This is a genomic window from Pseudoroseicyclus sp. H15, assembly GCF_054353345.1.
The window spans coordinates 294,320-314,723 of the sequence record NZ_JBTHJE010000001.1 but is presented as its reverse complement, the minus strand read 5'-3'; the positions used below and the strand labels follow the sequence as shown (position 1 = coordinate 314,723).

At 66.9% G+C, this 20,404-nt stretch carries 19 protein-coding genes; 8 read left to right on the top strand and 11 right to left on the bottom strand.

Annotated elements, in window-relative coordinates:
* Positions 1-8 precede the first annotated feature (8 nt).
* From ACXN5S_RS01410 to cysQ, 5 genes are all read right to left on the bottom strand, one after another.
* Positions 9-971, bottom strand: a complete 963-nt coding sequence (locus ACXN5S_RS01410) for a glycosyltransferase family 2 protein (protein WP_458603596.1) — start codon at positions 969-971, stop codon at positions 9-11.
* 87 nt (positions 972-1,058) lie between these two features.
* Positions 1,059-2,189: a glycosyltransferase gene (locus tag ACXN5S_RS01405; protein ID WP_458603595.1), complete on the bottom strand. Its 1,131-nt coding sequence runs from the start codon at positions 2,187-2,189 to the stop codon at positions 1,059-1,061.
* Between the two features lie 41 nt (positions 2,190-2,230).
* The gene (gene galU, locus ACXN5S_RS01400; RefSeq protein ID WP_458603594.1) at positions 2,231-3,124 is read right to left on the bottom strand and encodes a UTP--glucose-1-phosphate uridylyltransferase GalU; all 894 of its coding nucleotides are present in this window, start codon (positions 3,122-3,124) and stop codon (positions 2,231-2,233) included.
* 123 nt (positions 3,125-3,247) lie between these two features.
* Entirely contained in the window at positions 3,248-4,441 is a 1,194-nt protein-coding gene (locus tag ACXN5S_RS01395; RefSeq protein ID WP_458603593.1) for a glycosyltransferase family 2 protein, read from the bottom strand.
* 3 nt (positions 4,442-4,444) lie between these two features.
* Positions 4,445-5,242 carry a 3'(2'),5'-bisphosphate nucleotidase CysQ gene (gene cysQ, locus ACXN5S_RS01390; RefSeq protein WP_458603592.1) on the bottom strand — a complete coding sequence of 266 codons (798 nt, stop codon included), beginning with the start codon at positions 5,240-5,242 and terminating at the stop codon, positions 4,445-4,447.
* A gap of 157 nt (positions 5,243-5,399) precedes the next feature.
* On the opposite strand from cysQ, the gene ACXN5S_RS01385 reads away from it, so the two are divergent.
* Positions 5,400-6,230 (top strand): ABC transporter permease, encoded by an 831-nt coding sequence (locus ACXN5S_RS01385; RefSeq protein ID WP_458603591.1) that lies wholly within the window; start codon positions 5,400-5,402, stop codon positions 6,228-6,230.
* Between the two features lie 9 nt (positions 6,231-6,239).
* Here the strand turns inward: ACXN5S_RS01385 and ACXN5S_RS01380 are convergent, their stop codons facing one another.
* Positions 6,240-6,863 carry an alpha-ketoglutarate-dependent dioxygenase AlkB family protein gene (locus ACXN5S_RS01380; protein WP_458603590.1) on the bottom strand — a complete coding sequence of 208 codons (624 nt, stop codon included), beginning with the start codon at positions 6,861-6,863 and terminating at the stop codon, positions 6,240-6,242.
* 171 nt (positions 6,864-7,034) lie between these two features.
* On the opposite strand from ACXN5S_RS01380, the gene dnaK reads away from it, so the two are divergent.
* From dnaK to radC, 4 genes are all read left to right on the top strand, one after another.
* Positions 7,035-8,951 (top strand): molecular chaperone DnaK, encoded by a 1,917-nt coding sequence (dnaK, locus tag ACXN5S_RS01375; RefSeq protein ID WP_458603589.1) that lies wholly within the window; start codon positions 7,035-7,037, stop codon positions 8,949-8,951.
* A 71-nt stretch (positions 8,952-9,022) separates the two neighbouring features.
* The gene (dnaJ, locus tag ACXN5S_RS01370) at positions 9,023-10,192 is read left to right on the top strand and encodes a molecular chaperone DnaJ (protein WP_458603588.1); all 1,170 of its coding nucleotides are present in this window, start codon (positions 9,023-9,025) and stop codon (positions 10,190-10,192) included.
* 94 nt (positions 10,193-10,286) lie between these two features.
* On the top strand, positions 10,287-10,907 hold the full coding sequence (locus ACXN5S_RS01365; RefSeq protein WP_458603587.1) for a DedA family protein: 621 nt from the start codon (positions 10,287-10,289) through the stop codon (positions 10,905-10,907).
* 35 nt (positions 10,908-10,942) lie between these two features.
* A complete protein-coding gene (gene radC / locus ACXN5S_RS01360; RefSeq protein ID WP_458603586.1) occupies positions 10,943-11,713 on the top strand; it encodes a RadC family protein in 771 nt (256 codons plus the stop codon).
* Between the two features lie 64 nt (positions 11,714-11,777).
* Here radC and ACXN5S_RS01355 read toward each other — a convergent pair whose 3' ends face one another.
* Both ACXN5S_RS01355 and ACXN5S_RS01350 read right to left on the bottom strand, forming a co-directional pair.
* Positions 11,778-12,482, bottom strand: coding sequence for a DsbA family protein (locus tag ACXN5S_RS01355; protein ID WP_458603585.1), 705 nt, complete (start codon positions 12,480-12,482; stop codon positions 11,778-11,780).
* The gene (locus ACXN5S_RS01350) at positions 12,479-13,033 is read right to left on the bottom strand and encodes a DUF721 domain-containing protein (RefSeq protein WP_458603584.1); all 555 of its coding nucleotides are present in this window, start codon (positions 13,031-13,033) and stop codon (positions 12,479-12,481) included. Before ACXN5S_RS01350 ends, ACXN5S_RS01355 begins: the two co-directional genes overlap by 4 nt.
* Positions 13,034-13,097: 64 nt before the next feature.
* Between ACXN5S_RS01350 and mutY the strand changes: the two genes are divergently transcribed.
* Together mutY and ACXN5S_RS01340 are read left to right on the top strand one after the other, a co-directional pair.
* On the top strand, positions 13,098-14,150 hold the full coding sequence (mutY, locus tag ACXN5S_RS01345) for an A/G-specific adenine glycosylase (protein ID WP_458603583.1): 1,053 nt from the start codon (positions 13,098-13,100) through the stop codon (positions 14,148-14,150).
* A 48-nt stretch (positions 14,151-14,198) separates the two neighbouring features.
* Entirely contained in the window at positions 14,199-15,347 is a 1,149-nt protein-coding gene (locus ACXN5S_RS01340) for an alkane 1-monooxygenase (protein ID WP_458603582.1), read from the top strand.
* A 187-nt stretch (positions 15,348-15,534) separates the two neighbouring features.
* Here the strand turns inward: ACXN5S_RS01340 and ACXN5S_RS01335 are convergent, their stop codons facing one another.
* The 3 genes from ACXN5S_RS01335 to ACXN5S_RS01325 form a co-directional block, all read right to left on the bottom strand.
* Positions 15,535-15,966 (bottom strand): FKBP-type peptidyl-prolyl cis-trans isomerase, encoded by a 432-nt coding sequence (locus ACXN5S_RS01335; RefSeq protein WP_458603581.1) that lies wholly within the window; start codon positions 15,964-15,966, stop codon positions 15,535-15,537.
* Positions 15,967-16,155: 189 nt separating this feature from the next.
* Positions 16,156-18,771 (bottom strand): ATP-dependent chaperone ClpB, encoded by a 2,616-nt coding sequence (gene clpB, locus ACXN5S_RS01330; protein ID WP_458603580.1) that lies wholly within the window; start codon positions 18,769-18,771, stop codon positions 16,156-16,158.
* 77 nt (positions 18,772-18,848) lie between these two features.
* Complete coding sequence (locus ACXN5S_RS01325) at positions 18,849-19,592, bottom strand: copper homeostasis protein CutC (protein ID WP_458603579.1); 744 nt, start codon at positions 19,590-19,592, stop codon at positions 18,849-18,851.
* A 95-nt stretch (positions 19,593-19,687) separates the two neighbouring features.
* Here ACXN5S_RS01325 and pyrF point away from each other — a divergent pair, with 95 nt between their 5' ends.
* Positions 19,688-20,401 (top strand): orotidine-5'-phosphate decarboxylase, encoded by a 714-nt coding sequence (gene pyrF / locus ACXN5S_RS01320; protein ID WP_458603578.1) that lies wholly within the window; start codon positions 19,688-19,690, stop codon positions 20,399-20,401.
* The last annotated feature ends 3 nt before the right edge of the window (positions 20,402-20,404 follow it).

The following is a 20,404-nucleotide window of genomic DNA, read 5'->3' as shown; positions in this document are numbered from 1 at the left end:
GCCCGAAGTCATGCCCAGTTGCCCTTCGACATCAGGCCCAGCATCTCGAGCTGGCGCCAGTTGATATAGCGCTCGCTCCACTGACACCACAGATCCGGCTCGCCCGCCGTGCCGCTGGCGGCATAGGCGCGGTATTCGCGGCTGGCGGCGTAATGCTGGCCGCGCTCCAGCTCTTCGGCCGCTTTCTCGCCGAAGGTGCCGAGGAACTTGGTGTGCAGCAGCAGGCCAGAAGCTTTCTCGCCGCCCCATTCATCGAACACGGCGTTCAGGCCGCGCGGCAGCAGACAATGGGTCGAGCTGTCGTAAACGCAAGACCTGTCCCACTTCACCAGCGGGATCTTGTTGAGCGCGGGCGCATGCTCGGGCGTGTCGGCAAAGAAGCTTCGGGCCCTGGGGCCGCCCTGAATCCACAGGTTGCCGAGCTTGGGATTGCGCTGGATCATGTAATTGGCGCTGTCGAACCAGCAAGCCAGCTGCAGGGGGTCGTCGCCCGCCGCATATGCCCGTCCGCTCTCGCCGGCCTTCGGATACATATCCAGCAGCATGGCCGAGAAGCTCTTGATCGAGCTGGCATCCAGCCAATCCGTCAGCGCACGTAGCGGGCGCGTGTCGCAAAAGGGGAAGACGAACAGCTCGTCGGGGTCGACCGTCAGGCACCAATGGCCCACGCCATGCGTCATGGCGAGGTGGTTCAGCCAATCTACCCCGAAGCGCGAGCGCTTATAGCTGGCCGTCGTGTGCCACAGCGAGACATCGGGCTGCTCGGCCAGAAACTCGGCGCCGCCATCGGTGGAGCCATTGTCGACCATCAGAAAGTGACCGACGCCAAGACCCCGGTAATACTCCAGAAAATATGGCAGGCGCAGATGCTCATTGCGGAAGGTCGAGAAGACCAGCAGGTCGCTCTTGCGGATCTCTCCCGTCCGGTCGGCGATGGGCGTGAGCTCGCGGGCCTTGCGGCGGGCGCGCATGCGCCAGCGCTTGCGGCGCAGCCTCAGCCGGTATGCCTGCCTCAGACCCAAGGCCCAACCCTCATCTTCCGGCCCGGATGCGGGCTATCAGGTCATGCTTAAGACGACCTTGAAATGCGCATCCCAGCCCGGCGGCTCATAGGGCGGTACCGCCACCTTCTCTGCCGCCAGCGCACTTATCTTCTTGCGCCAGTGATACGCATCCGATTCCGCCAGGTAAACGGGTCTGTCGCCCAGCGTTTCGCGCCAGACGGGCAGATCCAGCAGCACCGGCACCACGCCACGGGCCAGCGCCTCATGCGCCGGCAGGCCGAAGCCCTCGGCCAGCGAGGGCATCAGCAGGGCGCGCGCGCCGGAGAGGAGCGTGGCGAGCTGGCCGTCGGTGAGGCCCGGCGCCTCAACCACCGCGCGGGGGGCCGCATCGAGCCGGGCGAAGAACACCGGGTTCTCCCAGCCGCGCGCGCCGGCGAGGTAAAGCTGCGGCGGGTCGGGCAATTCTTCCCAGACATCCAGCAGCAGGCCGAGATTCTTGCGCGGCTCCAGTGTGCCGATGGCGACAAAATAGGGCTCCTGCGGTGCCATCCCATCCGGCAGCGGCTCCGGCTCGGCCAGGGGCACGCCGAGCGGGACGGCATGCACGGGCCGCGGCGCGGGCAGTCGGCGGCGGATCGTGGTGGCGACGGCGCGCGACGAGGTGAGGATCAGATCGGCATGGCGCGCCGTCACCTCCATCAGCTCGGTAAAGCGCTGGGCGGTGCCGGGGCGGCAGAGCTCGGGGTGCTCCAGCGGTATCGTATCGTGAATGAAGACGGTGATCGTGGCGCCCGGCACGGCGGCCATGGCGCCCACCTGGTCTTCCGTCAGCCCAGTATGGCCGACGAGCAGGCAGGCCGTGCCGTGCGGCAGGTGTTTTGCCAGCATCGGGCCGAGGCGCGTATGCGGCGCGCGGGCGATGGCCCGGCGGCGCAGCGTGGATTCGGCTGCCGCCCGCGCTGGCGCGCCGCGCCGGGCAAGGCGGGCGAGCGGGCCCGGGCGGCCCCAAGAGCCGTTGCCCGAGAGGCGAGAGGCATGCTCTCTCAGGCCGGCTTCATCGAGGAGGAGGTAGCCAAACGGTGTGCGCACGAGGCCGAAGAGCGGCTCGGGCGCGGCGAGGAGGGCGGACAGATAGGCCGCCTCCACCCGGTCGACCCCCGTGAGCACCCGGCCAGAGCGAGACACCAGCCGGGAGACATCGAGAAGCCGAGCCGGAGGCACGGGTGTTACTCGGCGGCGCGGGGCAGCGAGACCATGTCGTGCAGATAGGCGCCGAATTCGTCCCGCAGCTCTTCGCGCGCTAGCCCGAAGGCGACCGTCGCCTGAAGGAAGCCGGCTTTCGAGCCGCAGTCGAAGCGCTGGCCCTGAAAGCGGTAGCCATAGACGCCCGCCTCGGTGCCGATCTGGGCGGCGATGGCATCGGTGAGCTGCAGCTCGCCGCCGGCGCCCGGCTTGGTGGTGGACAGCGATTCCATCACATCGGGTGTCAGGATGTAGCGGCCGATGACGGCGAGGTTCGAGGGCGCCTCTTCGATCGGCGGCTTCTCGACCATGCCTTTCACGCGCATGGTGGAGCCCTGGTTCTTCTCAACGTCGAGCAGACCGTAGGCGCTGGCCTTTTCTTCCGGCACTTCCATCGCGGCAACGACGGAGCCGCCGGTCTCATGATAGGCCTCCATCATCTGGGCGAGGCAGGGTTTTTCGGCGGCGATCACGTCATCGGGCAGGATGACGGCAAAGGGCTCGTTGCCCACCAGCCGCTTGGCACACCAGACGGCGTGGCCGAGGCCCAGCGCCTTGTGCTGGCGGATATAGGCGATGGCGCCCGAATCCATGTTGGTGGCGTGCAGCGCCTCGAGCAGCTTGGTCTTGCCATCGTTTTCGAGCTTGGTTTCCAGTTCAGGCGCGAGGTCGAAGTAATCCTCAAGCGCCGACTTGCCGCGCGCGGTGACGAAGATGAATTCCTCGATCCCGGCGGCGCGGGCCTCGTCGATGGCGTATTGAATGAGCGGGCGGTCGACCAGCGTCATCATCTCTTTCGGCACCGCTTTCGTGGCGGGCAGGAACCGGGTGCCAAGGCCTGCGACGGGAAAGATTGCCTTGGTGACTCGTGCGCTCATCGAAAACTTCCTTTTGTTCTACTCGGCTCAACAATGAAGCCGGATGCTAACGTTTGATTAACGTATGGCAAGTAAACGCCCGATTCGTTGGGCAGTTTCGTGGCATGATTAAGGTTTAGCGATTCAATCGGCGGCTCTGAGCGGCGCCGTGGCCTTTTCATTCGCAAGTCGCGTGGAAAATCGCGTCACTCGAACCAACGGATCAGTCCTCGCAGCCCGTCCGAAGAGGCCGCCAGTCTGCTCCCATACCCCCGTATCGGTGAAGGTTCTGCGATGAAAGAGCGTGGTGGGAGAGAAAAGATAAACTTCGGCGCGATGTCCTGACGCCACGGCATGGGCCGCCTGTTTTCTCAGCTTCGCCGCCTGCCAGGGCCGCCCTGCGAGGCAGGTTGTGGTCGCTGTACAACCCGGGTGGAAGGGCAGCCAGGGCGGCGGCGTCGCGGTGAGCGGCGTCAGCTCTGGCAGGTCGCGCGCCTTGCCGGCATCCACCCCCGTGACGAAGCTGCGCACGATTTCGCGCGCTTTCTTGCGCCCGATGCGCCGGGCGCGCAGGTGGCGGAAGACGCGCGCCTGTTCCTCGCCGAGCTGCTGGTAGATGCGCTTGGCCATGGCCCCCTCGTCGGCCCCGTGCCGGCGCAGGAAGACGGCGAGCGAGGCGCCGATCTCCGTCAGGTCCAGCGGCACCCTGTCTTCGCGACGGCGGGCGGAGGCCATGTAGCCGTGGTGAACGAGGGCATCGGGCACCACGGCGGTTGGCGCCATCAGGCGCAGGTTCACGTCGGCCTCGTCGAGGTAGAAGCGATAGGCCGGATCGAAGCCGCCGATGGCGGCGAGGGCCTCGCGGCGGAAGGCCATGTTGGTGCCCTCGGTCTTCACCGGGGCGCCGTCTTCGGGCTCGTAGAGGCCCGGGCCATCCGGCAAGTTGGCATGGGTGGCGTCGGGGCGGATGCGGCGGGCGCGGTGCTGATAGGAGAAACCGTTCCGCCCGATCACGTAGCCGGTGGAGGCGGCGGCCTCGCCGGCGAGCGGGGCGATCAGCCGATCCAGCCAGTCGGGCAGGGGCACCGAGTCATCATCGATGAACGCCACCGCCTCGCCCGCCGCCGCCGCGAGGCCGAGGTTGCGGGCGGCGGAGATATTGGCTTCATCGAGGCGGATCGCCTTGATCCGCCCCTCGCGCCCCGCTGCCTCCAGGCCCGGCCCGTCGGCCACGACGACCACCTCGAACTCGGGAGTCGTGAGTTGCTCCAGCGCCATCAGGCAGCGCGCGAGGGCGCGGGGCCGCCCGTGGCTGACGATGATGACGCTGGCGCGCATGGCTCAGGCGCCTTTCAGCTCCACGCCGGGCGCATGGGCGATGAAGAAGGGATTGGCGAAGCCGGGTTTGCCGTAGGTGAAGGGCGCGTGATCCTCGAAGCGCACCATCTGGCCGCCCGCGCCGCGCAGCACGGCATCGGCGGCGGCGGTGTCCCATTCCATCGTGCGGCCGAGGCGCGGGTAGAGATCGGCCTCGCCGGCGGCGATCAGGCAGAACTTGAGGGAGGAGCCGGCGGAGGTCATGTCCTTCACGGAATACTTGGCGATGTAATCGTCGGTCGCCTGGTCGCGGTGCGACTTCGAGGCGACGACCATCAGCGCGCCGTTATCGGGCGTGGAGACCTTGATCGGGTGCCGGGGGCCGGGCACGTCCTTCACGAACTCGCCGGTCTCTTCCACGCTCGTGCCGTCGGCGAGCGTATAGAACAGACGGTTCTTGGCGGGGGCATAGACGATGCCGCGCAGCGGCACGCCGTCTTCGACATAGGCGATGTTCACGGTAAAATCGCCGCGGCGCTTCACGAATTCCTTGGTGCCGTCGAGCGGGTCGACGATGAGGAAGGTCGAGACCTCCTGCCCGTGGCTCGCGGCCTGCTCTTCGGTCACCAGCGCCATGTCGGGGAAGGCCTCGCGCAGACCGGCGGAGATGATGGCGTCGGCCTTCTCGTCGGCCTCCGTCACCGGGCTCTCGTCGCTCTTCGACTTCACCTCGAAATCGTCGGAATTGTAGACATCCATGATGGCGTCCCCGGCTTCGAGGGCGAGACGGCGCATCACCGACACAAGTTTGTCAAAATCCAATGGCTTTTCCTCTATACGTGATCGGCAGGGCCGGACTTGAGAGCGGCCTTTCATTGAAGGCGCAAGGCGCGCCACTTATGCTGCGGGGCAAAGGCGCGGGGCAAGGCTTTCCTGCCCCCGGCCCCGATCGCGGCCCTGGCCGTGCGAAAGAGAGCCCATGTTTCAACCGCCGCGCAAACGCTCCGCCGTCGAAAGCGCCTTCAATCTGATCGAGCTGATCTATCACTCGACGGTGCGAAACGTGCGCAAGACGCACCGCTCGGCGCTGGGCGGGCTCTTCATGAACATCCTGCAGACGGTGCTGTTCATCGCGACCTTCTTCGCGATGTTCCAGTTCTTCGGCATGCGGCGCGGCTTCACCGCGCAGATCAGGGGCGATTTCCTGCTCTACATCATGTCGGGGATCTTCCTCTTCATGGTGCATATCAAGACGGTCTCGGCCGTGACAAAAGCCGAGGGCCCGACCTCGCCGATGATGCAGCACGCGCCGCTCAACACCACGATCACCATCTCGGCGGCGGCGCTGTCGTCGCTTTACCTGCAGATGCTGTCGATGCTGGTGATCCTGTTCTTCTACCACGTCGTCTTCACGCCGATCACGATCTACGACCCGTTCGGGGCGATCTGTATGATCTTCCTCGCGTGGCTCTTCGGCATCGCGGTGGGGATGATTGTGCTCGCCATCAAACCCTGGGCGCCGAACTTCGCCAGCGTCGCCGGCACGATCTGGAACCGGGCGAACATGGTGGCCTCGGGCAAGATGTTCGTCGCCAACACGCTGCCGGGCTTCATGCTGGCCATGTTCTCTTGGAACCCGCTGTTCCATATCATCGACCAGGCGCGGGGCTTCGTCTTTCTCAACTACACGCCGCATTTCACCTCGTGGACCTACCCGCTGAAGGTGAGCTGCGCGCTGATCGTGCTGGGCATGATGGGCGAGTTCTACACAAGGCAATACGCCTCGAAGAGCTGGGGCGCGGGCCGGTAAGCGCCATCCTTACGTCACAACCCGCATCGTCAGGTTGATCCGCCCGCCGCCCTCAAGCAGGCTCGACGATCCCTCGCGTACCCGGTCGACCCCGTGGTGCACCAGCCGCGCGTCGCCGCCGATCACCGCCACGTCGCCGCTCTTCAGCCAATGGCTCGCCGTCTTGCCGCCGCGCTCGATGCTGCCCACGCGGAAGAGCGCATCGTCGCCCAGCGAGATCGACAGGACGGGCTGCGAGACATCCGCCTCGTCCTTGTCCTGATGCAGGCCCATCTTCGCGCCCTCGCGGTAGAGGTTGATCAGGCAGCTCTCCGGCGCCCGCGCCTCCGGCAGCATTTCTGCCCATAGCTCCTGCGCCAGTGGCGGGATCTCCGGCCAGGGCTCGCCGGTGACGGGGTGGCGCTCTTCGTAGCGGTAGCCGCGCCGGTCGCTGACCCAGCCGAAGCGGCCCGCCGCCGTCATCTGCACGCTCATCGGGCCGCGGCGCGTTTCCGGCCGGAAGAGGGGCGCTGCGGCGACCACATCGCGCAGCTCGGCCAGAAGCCTGCGCTGGGCGGCAGCGCCGAGCCGGCCGGGCCAGATGGCGACGCCGCGCAGGTCGATCGGGGGTGGGGGCGTCACGGATGCTGTCACAATACCCTCTTTTGACTGGTGCAGGCGTGGTTGCAGGGCCACTACACCCTTCCTATATAGCGGCTGGTCAGGCGAGACGTTCCGCGGCTCGCCGAAACCAACCCAACGGCCGGGGTGCCGCTTCCCGGGCCCCGCCGCTCAAACCGCCTGAAGCATAGGGATTTGAACACTATGGCCAAAGTCATCGGTATCGACCTTGGGACCACGAACTCCTGCGTCGCCATCATGGATGGTTCGCAGCCGCGCGTGATCGAAAACTCCGAGGGGGCGCGTACCACGCCCTCCATCGTCGCCTTCACTGAAGAAGAGCGGCTCGTCGGCCAGCCCGCCAAACGGCAGGCCGTCACCAACCCCGACAACACCATCTTCGCCGTGAAGCGCCTGATCGGGCGCCGCACCGACGATGCTGAAGTCGAGAAGGACAAGAAGCTTGTCCCCTACAACATCATCGACGGCGGCAATGGCGACGCGTGGGTCGAATCCCGCGGCGAGCGCTACAGCCCCTCGCAGATCAGCGCCTTCATCCTCGGCAAGATGAAGGAGACGGCCGAATCGTACCTCGGCGAAGAGGTCACGCAGGCTGTCATCACCGTGCCCGCCTACTTCAACGACGCTCAGCGCCAGGCCACCAAAGACGCCGGCAAGATCGCCGGCCTCGAAGTGCTGCGCATCATCAACGAGCCGACGGCCGCCGCGCTGGCCTATGGTCTCGACAAGAAAGAAGCCCGTACCATCGCGGTCTATGACCTTGGTGGCGGCACGTTCGACGTGACCATCCTCGAGATCGACGACGGCCTGTTCGAAGTGAAATCCACCAACGGCGACACGTTCCTCGGCGGTGAAGACTTCGACATGCGGATCGTCCACTACCTCGCGGACGAGTTCAAAAAAGAGCATGGTGTCGACCTCACCAACGATAAGATGGCCCTTCAGCGCCTGAAGGAAGCCGCCGAGAAGGCCAAGATCGAGCTGTCGTCCTCGACGCAGACCGAGATCAACCAGCCGTTCATCTCGATGGGCTCCAACGGCCAGCCGCTGCACATGGTGATGAAGCTCACCCGTGCGAAGCTGGAAAGCCTCGTGGGCGATCTCATCAAGAAGTCGATCAAGCCCTGCCAGGCCGCGCTCAAGGATGCCGGCGTCAACGTGGGTGACATCGACGAAGTCGTGCTCGTCGGCGGTATGACCCGCATGCCGAAGGTCGTCGAAGAAGTGACGAAGTTCTTCGGCAAAGAGCCCCACAAGGGTGTGAACCCCGATGAAGTCGTGGCGCTCGGCGCGGCCATTCAGGCCGGCGTGCTGCAGGGTGACGTGAAAGACGTGGTGCTGCTCGACGTGACGCCGCTGAGCCTTGGCATCGAGACGCTGGGTGGCGTGTTCACCCGCCTGATCGACCGCAACACGACGATCCCGACCAAGAAGTCCCAGGTCTTCTCGACCGCCGAGGATAACCAGAACGCCGTGACCATCCGGGTCTTCCAGGGTGAGCGCGAGATGGCGGCCGACAACAAGATGCTCGGCCAGTTCAATCTGGAGAACATCCCCCCGGCGCCGCGCGGCATGCCGCAGATCGAGGTCACCTTCGACATCGACGCCAACGGCATCGTCAACGTGTCGGCCAAGGACAAGGGCACCGGCAAAGAGCAGAAGATCACCATCCAGGCCTCTGGCGGCCTGACCGATGACGACATCGAGCGCATGGTGAAAGACGCCGAAGACAACGCCGATGCCGACAAGAAGCGCCGCGACCTCGTCGAAGCGAAGAACCAGGCCGAAAGCCTCATCCACTCGACCGAGAAGTCGATCGAAGAGCACAGCGACAAGGTCGATCCCTCCACCGTCGAGGCGATCGAACTGGCCCTCGCCGCGCTCAAGGACGAGGTGGAAGGCAACGACCCCGACAAGATCCGGGCCGGCATCAACAACGTCACCGAGGCGTCGATGCGGCTGGGCGAGGCCATCTACAAGTCGAGCCAGGAAGAAAACGGCGACGCCGAGCCCGAGATGAAGGGTGCGGATGAGGGCGATGACACCATCGTCGATGCCGACTTCGAAGATCTGGGCGACGACAACAAGCGTGGCCAGTGACCCCTTGATCACTCGCTGGGCCGGCTCCCCCGGGGGCCGGCCCATGCCGTTCCAGAGGGGACGAAACTGACATGGCAAAACGAGATTATTACGAGACCCTCGGTGTCGCGCGCGGCGCGAGCCCCGAAGAGATCAAGAAGGCCTACCGTACCAAGGCCAAGGAACTGCACCCCGACCGCAACGCCGACAATCCCGATGCGGAGGCGCAGTTCAAAGAGGCCAACGAGGCCTATGACGTTCTGAAGGACGCCGACAAGAAGGCCGCCTACGACCGCTTCGGCCACGCCGCCTTCGAGGGTGGTATGGGTGCCGGCGCGCGGCCCGGTGGCGGCGGGTTCCGCCCCGGAGGGCCGGGGCAGGGCGATTTCGCCTCTGCCTTCTCCGACGTGTTCGACGACCTGTTCGGCGATTTCATGGGCGGCCAGCGCGGTGCCGGCGGCGCCCGGGCCCGCGCCACGCGCGGCAACGATCTGCGCTACAATCTGCGTGTGACGCTGGAGGAAGCCTTCAGCGGCATGACGAAAACGCTGAACGTGCCCACGTCCGTCGCCTGCGACGTCTGCAACGGCACCGGTGCCGCCAATGGCAGCGAGCCGCAGACCTGCCCGACCTGCTCTGGCATGGGCAAGGTACGCGCGCAGCAGGGCTTCTTCACGGTGGAGCGGACCTGCCCCACCTGCAACGGCCTCGGCCAGACCATCAAGAACCCCTGCCGCAATTGCGGCGGTGCCGGCCGCGTCGAGAAGGACCGCTCGCTCTCCGTCAATATCCCGGCCGGGGTTGAGACGGGCACGCGCATCCGGCTCGCCGGTGAAGGCGAGGCCGGCGTGCGGGGTGGCCCGGCGGGCGACCTCTACATCTTCATCGAGGTGAAGGAACACGCCCTGTTCGAGCGCGACGGCACGCATCTGCATTGCCGCGTGCCGGTGAGCATGGCAACGGCTGCGCTGGGCGGCGAGATCGACGTGCCCACCATTGACGGTGGCAAGAGCCGGGTGAAGATCCCCGAAGGCTCGCAGAGCGGCCGCCAGATGCGCCTGCGCGCCAAGGGCATGCCCGCCCTGCGCGGCGGCGCGCCCGGTGACATGTTCATCGAGCTGGCCGTCGAGACTCCGGTGAAGCTGTCGGGCCGGCAGAAAGAGCTTCTGCGAGAATTCGACAAGCTCAGCGAAGAGAACAACCCCCAGAGCGCCGGCTTCTTCAAGTCGGTGAAGGGTTTCTGGGACTCGATGAAGGGCTGATGCCCTCGCCGGGGCGCGCGCAAAGCGGCGCCCCGGCGGAACCCTACCCCGCACCCCGCCGTTGGACCGCAGCGTAAGTGGTAGGAGCGGCAGCATGTTCGACTGGATCACCGGCATTATCGATTCGATGGGGCTGGTGGGCGTCGCCCTGCTGATGTTCCTTGAGAACGTCTTTCCCCCCATTCCCTCCGAACTCATCATGCCGCTCGCCGGCTTCAACGCCGCGCGCGGCGAGATGAGCCTGCCGTTGATCATCATCGCGGGGTCCGTCGGCTCGCTGGCCGGCGCCTACCTTTGGTACTGGCTCGCACAGAAGCTCGGCCGAGACCGGCTGCGCCGCTTCTCCGAGCGGCACGGGCGATGGACGGGCATCACCCCGGAGGATTTCGACAAGGCCGAGGCATGGTTCGACCGTCATGGCGGCGGCGCAGTGCTGATCGGCCGCCTGATCCCCACGGTGCGCACCTTCATCTCCGTCCCCGCCGGGCTGACCGACATGCCGCTGAGCAAATTCCTCGCCTTCTCTGCGGTTGGGACGGTGGCCTGGACGACCATCCTGGCGATGCTCGGCTACTGGCTCGAATCGGGCTACGAGGCCGTGCAGGGCTGGCTCGACCCGGTGACCTGGGTGGTCATCGCCGGAATCGTGGGCTTCTACATCTACCAGGTGGCCACCTATGACCGCCGCCGCGCGAAGGCGAAGAGCGCGAGTTAAGCCTTCCTCAACCATGCCGCGCGAGGATCGCGGCGATGCCAGAGCAGCCGCAATTCGATTTCGCAGACGGGGCCGCGCGCTTCGATCATGACGAGGCGCAGGCGGTTCCTGTGTTGCCCAAGGGCGCGCGCGTGCCCTCCTACATGGCCGACCATCGCAAGCGTCTGCGCGAGCGCTTCATGGCAGGCGGCGGCGGGGCCATGCCGGATTACGAGCTGCTCGAGATGCTGCTCTTCCGCGCCATTCCCCGGCAAGACGTGAAGCCCCTGGCCCGTGAGCTGATCGACACCTTCGGCGACCTCGGTGGGGTTCTCGCGGCCCCGCAGGCGCGGCTCTCTCAGATTTCAGGCGTCGGCCCGGCGGTGATCTGTGAGCTGAAGCTGGTGGAGGCGGCGGCGCACCGCACCGCGCGGGCGCGGGTGCTGGGGCGGCATGTCATTTCGTCCTGGGAGGATGTGCTCACCTACTGCCACACCACCATGGCGCATCGCGAGACAGAGCAGTTTCGCATCCTATTCCTCGACCGCAAGAACGTGCTGATCGCCGATGAAGAGCAGGCGCGCGGCACGATCGACCATGTGCCGGTCTATCCGCGCGAGGTGGTCAAGCGCGCGCTGGAGCTCAACGCCGCCGCCCTGCTGCTCGTACACAACCACCCCTCGGGCGACCCCACGCCCAGCCAGTCGGATATCGACATGACCGCGGCCATCGACGCAGCAGCGCGGGCGCTGGGGCTGGTGATCCACGACCATCTCGTGATCGGGCGCGAGCGCGAGCTGTCGTTCCGCGCCCAGGGGCTTCTGTAAAAGGCTCGCCCCAACGAAAAACGGCGCCCGAAGGGGCGCCGCTTCGATGCGATAAGGGGCGGCTTTAGTTGGCGCCGGCCTCTTCCAGAGCCTCGTCGATGACCGACTTCAGCTCGTCATAGGCCATGTTGCCGTATTTCTCGCCCTGCACGAACAGGGTCGGCGTCGCCTGAACCTCGTCGGCCTCGGCATTCTCCTGGAACCACGCCACCAGCGTTTCGGCCATGTCGCCGTCCGACAGGCAGGCATCCACCTGATCGGCGTCGAGCCCGGCCTGGATGCCGATCTTGCGCAGGTTCTCGGCAATCGCTGCCGGGTCGCGGCCGCCGGCGATCCAGTCGGTCTGCTGGTCGTAGATCATGTCGTGGATGCCGAAGAAGCGCAGCTCGCCGCCGCAGCGGGCAACCATCGAGGCCCAGAGGCCGAAACGGTCGAAATACACCTCGCGGAAGATGAACTTCACCTTGCCAGTGTCGATATAGTCGCGCTTCAGCTCTTGATACTGCTGGGCGTGGAAGGCCGCGCAATGCGGGCAGGTGAACGAGCCGTATTCGATCATCGTGACCGGCGCGTCGGGGTCGCCCTCGACCATGTCCTGGATCGAGGAGGTGTCGATGGCGGTCGCTTCGCCCTCGGGCTCGGCGTCCTGCGCGTTGGCGGCGCCGGGCAGCGCGAAGCTGGTCTGGCCGGGGCGGGGCTGCATAAAGGCCCAGGAGCCGCCAACGGCAGCCGTGCCGGCAAGAAGGGTGATGGCTGTGCGCCTGTTCATGTGATTTCTCCGGACAGTCGTTTTGCTTTGGTCAACACATTTGCCCCCAGCACCGCAAGTGCAGCGCGGAGGCCCTCGTCTTTCACGCCCTCGGTCAGCGACGCTGCGCTCGCCTCGGCCCGCTTGTCAGGCGCGGGCTTTTCGGGCTTTGCGCTGAAGGGCGTCTGCCCCTCGGCAAAGCCGGTCGGGGCGGTTTGAGTGAGACGGATGCGGGCGATGGCGTTGTAGCCGTAGCAGGCGTTCACGCGGGCGCGCAGCCGCTCCTTCTCCATCTCCATCACCGGGGCGTTGGCGCCTTGCACCAGCACCACCAGCGAAGCGCCCATGCCGCCCTTGGCATAGCTCACCTCGACAGGCTTGCAGAGGCGGGCGAGATCCTCGCCCACGACCTCTTCCCAATGCGTCACCAGCCGCGAGACGGCGAAGCCACGCGACTCCGCGCCCTTGCGGATGTCGGGCGCGAGAATCGCCTCGACCCGCTTGAAGCCGTAGGTCGTGGTATTGCGACGGTTCGGGCCGCTCCGGGGGATGTGTCTGGGCTTTTCACTCATGTCGGGTCATCTTAACGGGCGCCGAAGGCGAGACCACCGAAACCAGTGAAACGAGCCATAAAAGATGCGTGACGCAGCCGGAGGGCCAGAAGCGGCCGACCTGCTCGCCTGGTACGACAGGCATGCCCGCGCGCTGCCCTGGCGCGTGCCGCCGGGCGCCGCCCACCGGGCCGACCCGTACCGGGTGTGGCTGTCAGAAATCATGCTGCAGCAAACGACCGTGCCGGCGGTGAAGCCCTATTTCGAGGCCTTCACAACGCGGTGGCCCACGGTGGAGGCGCTGGCCGCGGCGGAGGATGCCGAGGTCATGGCTGCCTGGGCCGGCCTTGGCTACTACGCCCGCGCCCGGAACCTGCTCAAATGCGCCCGCGTGGTGGCGAGGGAGCGGGGCGGCGTGTTTCCCGGCACGGCGGAGGGGCTGCGCGAGTTGCCGGGCATCGGCCCCTATACGGCGGGCGCAGTGGCGGCCATCGCCTTCGGGCAGCCAGAACCGGTGGTTGATGGCAACGTCGAGCGGGTGATGGCGCGGCTCTACGATATCGAAGAGCCGCTGCCCGGCGCGAAGGCCGAGATGAAGGCGCGCGCCGCGGCGCTGACGCCGCTGGAGCGGGCCGGAGATTACGCGCAGGGCGTGATGGATCTCGGCGCCACGATCTGCACCCCCAAATCGCCCGCCTGCGGCATCTGCCCCTGGCGAGAGCCCTGCCTGGCCCGTGCGCGCGGCACGCAGGCCGAGCGCCCGGTGCCCGCGCCGAAGAAGGCCAAGCCCACAAGGCTCGGCATCGCCTATGCGGGGAGGCGGCAGGACGGGCTATGGCTTCTGGAGACGCGGCCCGAGAAGGGCCTGCTCGGCGGAATGCTGGGCTGGCCGGGCAGCGAATGGGCCGCCGACCCGCCCGAGCCCGCGCCCCCGGCCGAGGTAGCCTGGCGGAATACGGAGGTGGAGGCGCGCCACACCTTCACCCATTTCCACCTGCGCCTCGCCGTTCTGGTGGCCGAGCTGCCGATGGAGGTGGAGCCCGTGCGAGGCAGCTTCCAGCCGCTTCGTCCGAAGGACCTGCCGACGCTGATGCGCAAGGTCCACGCCATCGCGGCGGCCGATCTGAACCATGATTGAGACAATTTTCCGGGTCTAATAGGCTATGGCCAGCTTGGGAGCCTGCACATGACCGCCGCCGCCGCGCCCAAAGACATCTCCCGCTTCACTGCAGCGCTGCCTTTCGCGCTGTCGCTGCTGCTCGTGCCCCTCGCGGCCTGGGCGGCCTACAAAGGCGGCTGGTGGGTGCTGACGCTGCCGGTGGCGACGCTATGGCTCTTCAGCCTGATCGACTGGGCAGTCGGGCTGAACACCGCCAACCCCGACCCCGAGACAGGTGACGGGCAGCTCTTCTGGTACCGGCTGCTGACGGCTGTCTGGGTGCCGATCCAGTTTGCCATCGTCTTTGGCACGCTCTGGTACGTGACCCACACTGATCATCTGTCGCTCTTCGAGAAATGGGCGCTCTTCGCCGGCATCGGCGTGCCCAGCGGCACCATCGGCATCGTCTATGCCCATGAGCTGATGCACCAAAAGCCGGCCTGGGAGCGCTGGCTCGCCGATATCCTGCTGGCCATGGTGTTCTACGGCCACTTCCGCTCGGAGCATCTGCGCGTGCATCACCCCTGGGTCGGCACGCCGCGCGATGCGGTGACGGCGCGCTTTGGCGAAGGCTTTCACCGCTTCTTCCCACGGGTGCTGCGCGAGGCGCCGGTTTCGGCGTTCCGGGCCGAGAAGGCGATGCTGGCGCGGCGGGGGCGGCCGTGGTGGCACCGCAGCAATCCCTTCTGGCGCTATGCGGTGCTGCAGGCGGTCTTCCTAGCGCTGGCGGCGGTGATCGGCGGGTGGGAGGGGATCTTCCTGTTCGGCACGCAGGCGTTCTTTGCCGTCTGGCAGCTGGAGCTGACCAACTACGTCGAGCATTACGGGCTGACCCGCAGGCATCTCGGCGACGGGCGCTATGAGCATCAGATGCCGCATCATTCGTGGAACGCGGCGCACCGGATGTCGAACTGGCTGCTGATCAACCTGCAGCGCCACAGCGATCATCACTACAGGCCGGACAGGCGCTTTCCCTTGCTGCAGACCTATGACGAGACCGAGGCGCCGCAGCTGCCCTATGGCTACACGATCATGGGCGCCCTCGCGATGTATCCGCGGGGCTGGAAGCGGGTGATGAACCCAAAGGTGCGGGCGTGGCGCCAGCGGTTCTATCCCGACATCGAAGATTGGGGGCCGTATAACAAGCGGGCCAATCCCATGCCGGCGCGAAGCTGAGGGGTAGCCTCACCGCTTCTTGCCGGGCGCGGGGCGTCAGCCCGCCGCGCGAGCGCCCACTCGTCCCCGCGGGCTGGCGTGAAAGGGGGTTCCTGCGTCGAGCAGGAGGGGTCACAAACCCAGCCCCCCAACGAAAAAGGGCGAAGCCCCACGGCTCCGCCCCTCATCAAAAAACGTCAGCTCAGGCTCAGGCCGGCTGAACGTCGACAACCTCAACCTGGAAAGTCAGGTCCTTGCCCGCGAGCGGGTGGTTGGCGTCGAGCACGACTTCGCTTTCGGTCACCTCGGCGACCGTCACGGGAACGGCCTGGCCCTGCGGCGTCTGCATCTGCAGGCGGGTGCCGGGCTCGAGCGGGATGTTGTCGGGGATCTGCGCCCGCGCAACAGTCTGCTTGGCCGAGGGGTCGGCCTGGCCGTAGGCCTGATCGGCCGGCACCGTCACGGTCTTGCTCTCGCCCACTTCCATGCCGGGCATGGCAGCGTCGAGGCCGGGAATGATCTGGCCGGAGCCAACCTGGAATTGCAGCGGCTCACGGCCTTCGCTGGAATCGAAGGTCTGGCCATCGGTGGTGCCGGTGTAATGAATGGACACGGTGTCGCCCTGCTTGACTTGCGTCATGAGCATCTCCTTCGTGAATCTCTTGGGTGAATTGCGGAGGCCGCTGTCACGCGGGTACTCCGAACGAGTTGACTGTGAAGATAGGGCCCTCGGCGCGCATTTCAACGCTCTGAGCGGGTTTTCCGGGCCAAAACCCCCGAAAACCAGTGAAAAGGGCGGGATTTCTCCCGCCCTTCCGCCGATCTGAGCTTAGTGAACCACGGCGCCTTCCGGGCGCGGGCGGTTGCTGCCGCCCACCCGATTGCCGAGGATCAGCCCTTCAGGGCCCGCCGAGACGGGCAGCGTATCGCCGTCCTTCACCTCGCCGGCGAGGATCATCTCGGCGAGCGGATCCTGCAGCGCGCGCTGGATGACGCGCTTCAGGGGCCGGGCGCCGAAGACCGGGTCGTAGCCCTCTTCGGCCAGCCAGGCGCGGGCACCATCGTCGAGCGAGATCGAGATGCCGCGGTTCGTCAGACGCCGGGCCAGATGTGCCAGCTGGATGTCGACGATGCCGGCCATGTCGTCGCGGGCGAGCCGGTCGAACACGACGATCTCGTCGAGCCGGTTGATGAACTCCGGGCGGAAATGCGCCCGCACGGCATCCATCACGTCGCGCTTGGCGTCGGCGGCATCGGCCCCCTCCGGCAGCTGGCTCAGCGCCTGCGCGCCGAGGTTCGAGGTCAGCACGATCAGCGTCTGCTTGAAGTCCACCCGCCGGCCCTGGCCATCGGTGAGCACACCGTCGTCCAGCACCTGCAGGAGTACGTTGAAGACATCCGGATGCGCCTTCTCGACCTCGTCGAAAAGCACGACCTGGTAAGGCCGCCGGCGCACCGCTTCCGTCAGCACGCCGCCCTCGTCATAGCCGACGTAGCCCGGAGGGGCGCCGATAAGACGGGCGACGGAGTGCTTCTCCATGAACTCGCTCATGTCGATGCGCACCATCGCGTCGTCATCGTCGAAGAGGAACTCCGCGACAGCCTTCGTCAACTCGGTCTTACCCACACCGGTCGGGCCGAGGAACAGGAACGAGCCCAGCGGCCGGTTCTCGTCGTTCAGCCCCGCCCGCGCACGGCGCACGGAATTGGCGACGGCGCGCACGGCGGCATCCTGGCCGATGACCCGCTTGTGCAGGCCCTCTTCCATGCGCAGCAGCTTCTCGCGCTCGCCCTCCAGCATCCGGCTGGTGGGAATCCCCGTCCAGCGCTCGACCACCTCGGCGATCTGCTCGGGCCCGACAGCCTCTTCGACCATGACATCGCCCTGGTCGCCGTCGGACTCGGCCAGCTTGCGCTCAAGCTCGGGGATGATCCCGTAGGAGAGCTCGCCCGCCTTGCCGAGGTTGCCCTCGCGCTTGGCGATCTCCAGATCGGCGCGGGCGCGGTCGAGCTTTTCTTTCAGCTCACGGCCGGATTCGAGCCGATCCCGCTCGCTCTGCCACTTGGCGGTCAGCGCGTCGGAGCTTTCCTCCAACCCCGCCAGCTCGGCTTCGAGCTTGTCGAGCCGGTCCTTCGAGGCATCGTCGCTTTCGTGCCGCAGGGCCTCGGCCTCGATCTGCAGCTGCAGGATCTGCCGGTCGAGCGCGTCGAGCTCTTCGGGCTTGCTGTCCACCTCCATCCGCAGCCGCGAGGCCGCTTCGTCCATCAGGTCGATGGCCTTGTCGGGCAGGAAGCGGTCGGTGATGTAGCGGTTGGAAAGCTGGGCGGCGGCCACGAGCGCGGAGTCGCTGATCCGTACACCGTGGTGCAGCTCGTACTTCTCCTTGATGCCACGCAGTATGCTGATCGTGTCGGCCACCGTGGGCTCTTCCACCATCAGGGGCTGGAAGCGCCGGGCGAGGGCCGCGTCTTTCTCTACATACTTGCGGTATTCATCGAGCGTCGTGGCACCCACGCAATGCAGCTCACCGCGGGCGAGGGCCGGCTTGATGAGGTTGGCGGCATCCATGGCGCCATCGGCTTTGCCGGCGCCGACGAGCGTGTGCATCTCGTCGATGAACAGGATAACCTCGCCGGCGGCGGCGGTGATCTCGTTCAGCACGGCCTTCAGCCGCTCTTCGAACTCGCCGCGGTACTTCGCGCCGGCGATCAACGCGCCCATGTCGAGCGCGAGCAGGCGCTTGTTACGCAAGCTCTCCGGCACGTCGCCGTTGACGATGCGCAGGGCCAGGCCCTCGGCAATGGCGGTTTTACCGGTGCCGGGCTCGCCGATGAGAACGGGGTTGTTCTTGGTGCGGCGGCTGAGCACCTGCATGGCGCGGCGGATTTCTTCGTCGCGGCCGATGATCGGGTCGATCTTCCCTTCCTCGGCGGCCTTGGTGAGGTCGCGCGCGTATTTCTCCAGCGCCTCGAAATTGCTTTCGGCACTGGCGCTGTCGGCCGTGCGGCCCTTGCGCAGATCGTTGATCGCGGCGTTGAGCTTTTGCGCGGTCACGCCGCCGGCGGCGAGCGCATCGCGCGACCGGCCAGAATGCATGGCGAGCGCCGTCAGCAGCCGTTCGACCGTGACGTAGCTGTCGCCGGCCTTCTTGGCGATCTTCTCGGCCTCGTCGAGGACGCGGACGGTGGAATTGTCGGTATAGACCTGCGAGGCATCGCCGGTGACCTTCGGCTCTTTGGCGAGCGCGGCATCGGTGGCCTGCAGCACGGCAGAGGGCTTGCCTCCGGCGCGTTCGATCAGCCCGGCGGCCATACCTTCCTCATCGTCCATCAGGGCTTTGAGGATATGCAGCGGCATCAGGCGCTGGTGGTTTTCGCGGGCGGCAATCGTCTGGGCGGCCTGCAGAAAGCCGCGCGCCCGCTCGGTGAACTTCTCCAAGTTCATGGGTCTCTCCTTGCTAAAGCACCCCGGATTGGCTGGATGCCCGCTTGGCGGCACATCCCATTTTGGGGCCTCGGCAATTATCTGGTGTCGGGCGAGAGCTGTTGCAAGTCTGCCATAGCTCTTTTCAGCCGCTGCACCTCTTCAACCGAGGTCAGGCGAAGGCCGGGCGTGGCGAAGCCGAGATTGCGCAGGTTTTCCGGCGGGTTGGCCGGCAGCGCGCAGGAGGCGTGCAGGTCGCAACCCGGCAGGGCGGCAAGAAGCGTTGCGGCATTCTCGGCCCGGACACCGCCGCCCGGCATGATCGCAGGGCTGCCGGCGGCGAGGCGCAGCATCTGCTTGAGCCGGGGCAACCCCTCCACCGCGCTCGGCGCGCCGCCGGAGGAGAGGATCCGCTCCACGCCAAGGCAACGGGCGAGCGAGACGACCTCTGCCGGGTCGGGCGCCAGATCGAAGGCGCGGTGGAAGGCGATCTCCATGCCCTCGGCGGCTTCGGCGAGGCGGGCGAGCACCTCGGCATCGGGGCGCCCGTCGGGCAGCAGGGCGCCGATGACGACGCCCGCCAGCCCGGCCTCGCGGGCCGAAGCGATATCGGCCAGCGCCGCGCCTTCCTCGTCGAGGCCCATTACGAAGCCGCCGGGCACGGGGCGGATCAGGGCCATCACCGGCAGCGGCGCCTCGGCAGCCAGCACCATCATGCCGGCCGAGGCGGTGAGCCCGCCTATTTCCAGCGCCGCGCAAAGCTCGATCCTGTCCGCGCCGCCCTGGATGGCGGCGGCGAGGCCGGCGGGCGAGTCGACGGCGATTTCGAGCACATGGGTCATGCGCGCAGCTAGCGCCGCCGCGGCGCCGCCGGCAAGGCCAGCCTTGACCCTTGGCCGGCTTTTGCCGCAAGACGGCGAAAATCCGGAGCAGAGCCATGGACGACCGCCTGATCGTAGCCCTCGACGTGCCCAACGCCGTGGCGGGATTGCAGCTTGCCGACACGCTGGGCGAGGCTGTGGGCTTCTACAAGATAGGCCTCGGCATGCTCACCGGCGGCGGCCTTGGCCTGGCGCATGAGCTGAAGGCCGAGCACGGCAAGCGCATCTTCCTGGACATGAAGCTCTTCGACATCGGCGCCACCGTGGAGGCCGCCGTGCGGGGGCTCGCGCAGTTCGATCTCGATTTCCTCACCGTGCATGGCGACCCCCATGTGGTGCGCGCGGCGCGGGAGGGTGCGGGCGACTCTGGCCTGCAGATTCTAGCGGTGACGGTGCTGACCTCGCTGGAGCGCGCCGACCTCGATGAGGGGATGATGGCACCCGGCGACGTGCCCGACATCGTGGTCGAACGCGCCGCCCGGGCGCTGCAGGCCGGCGCCGCCGGGGTGATCTGCTCGCCGCAGGAGGCGCATCTGGTGCGCGCCCTGCCCGAGGCCGAGGGCAAGCTCATCGTGACCCCCGGCGTGCGGCCGGTGGGTGCGGAGCTGGGCGATCAAAAGCGGGTCATGACCCCGGCCGAGGCGATCGCCGCCGGCGCCGACCACGTGGTCGTCGGCCGCCCCGTCTGGCAGGCGCCGAGCCCGCGGGCGGCGGCCGAGGCGATCCTCGCCGAACTGTCCTCGGCAAGGGCCCTGCAGCCGAACCACTGAGCG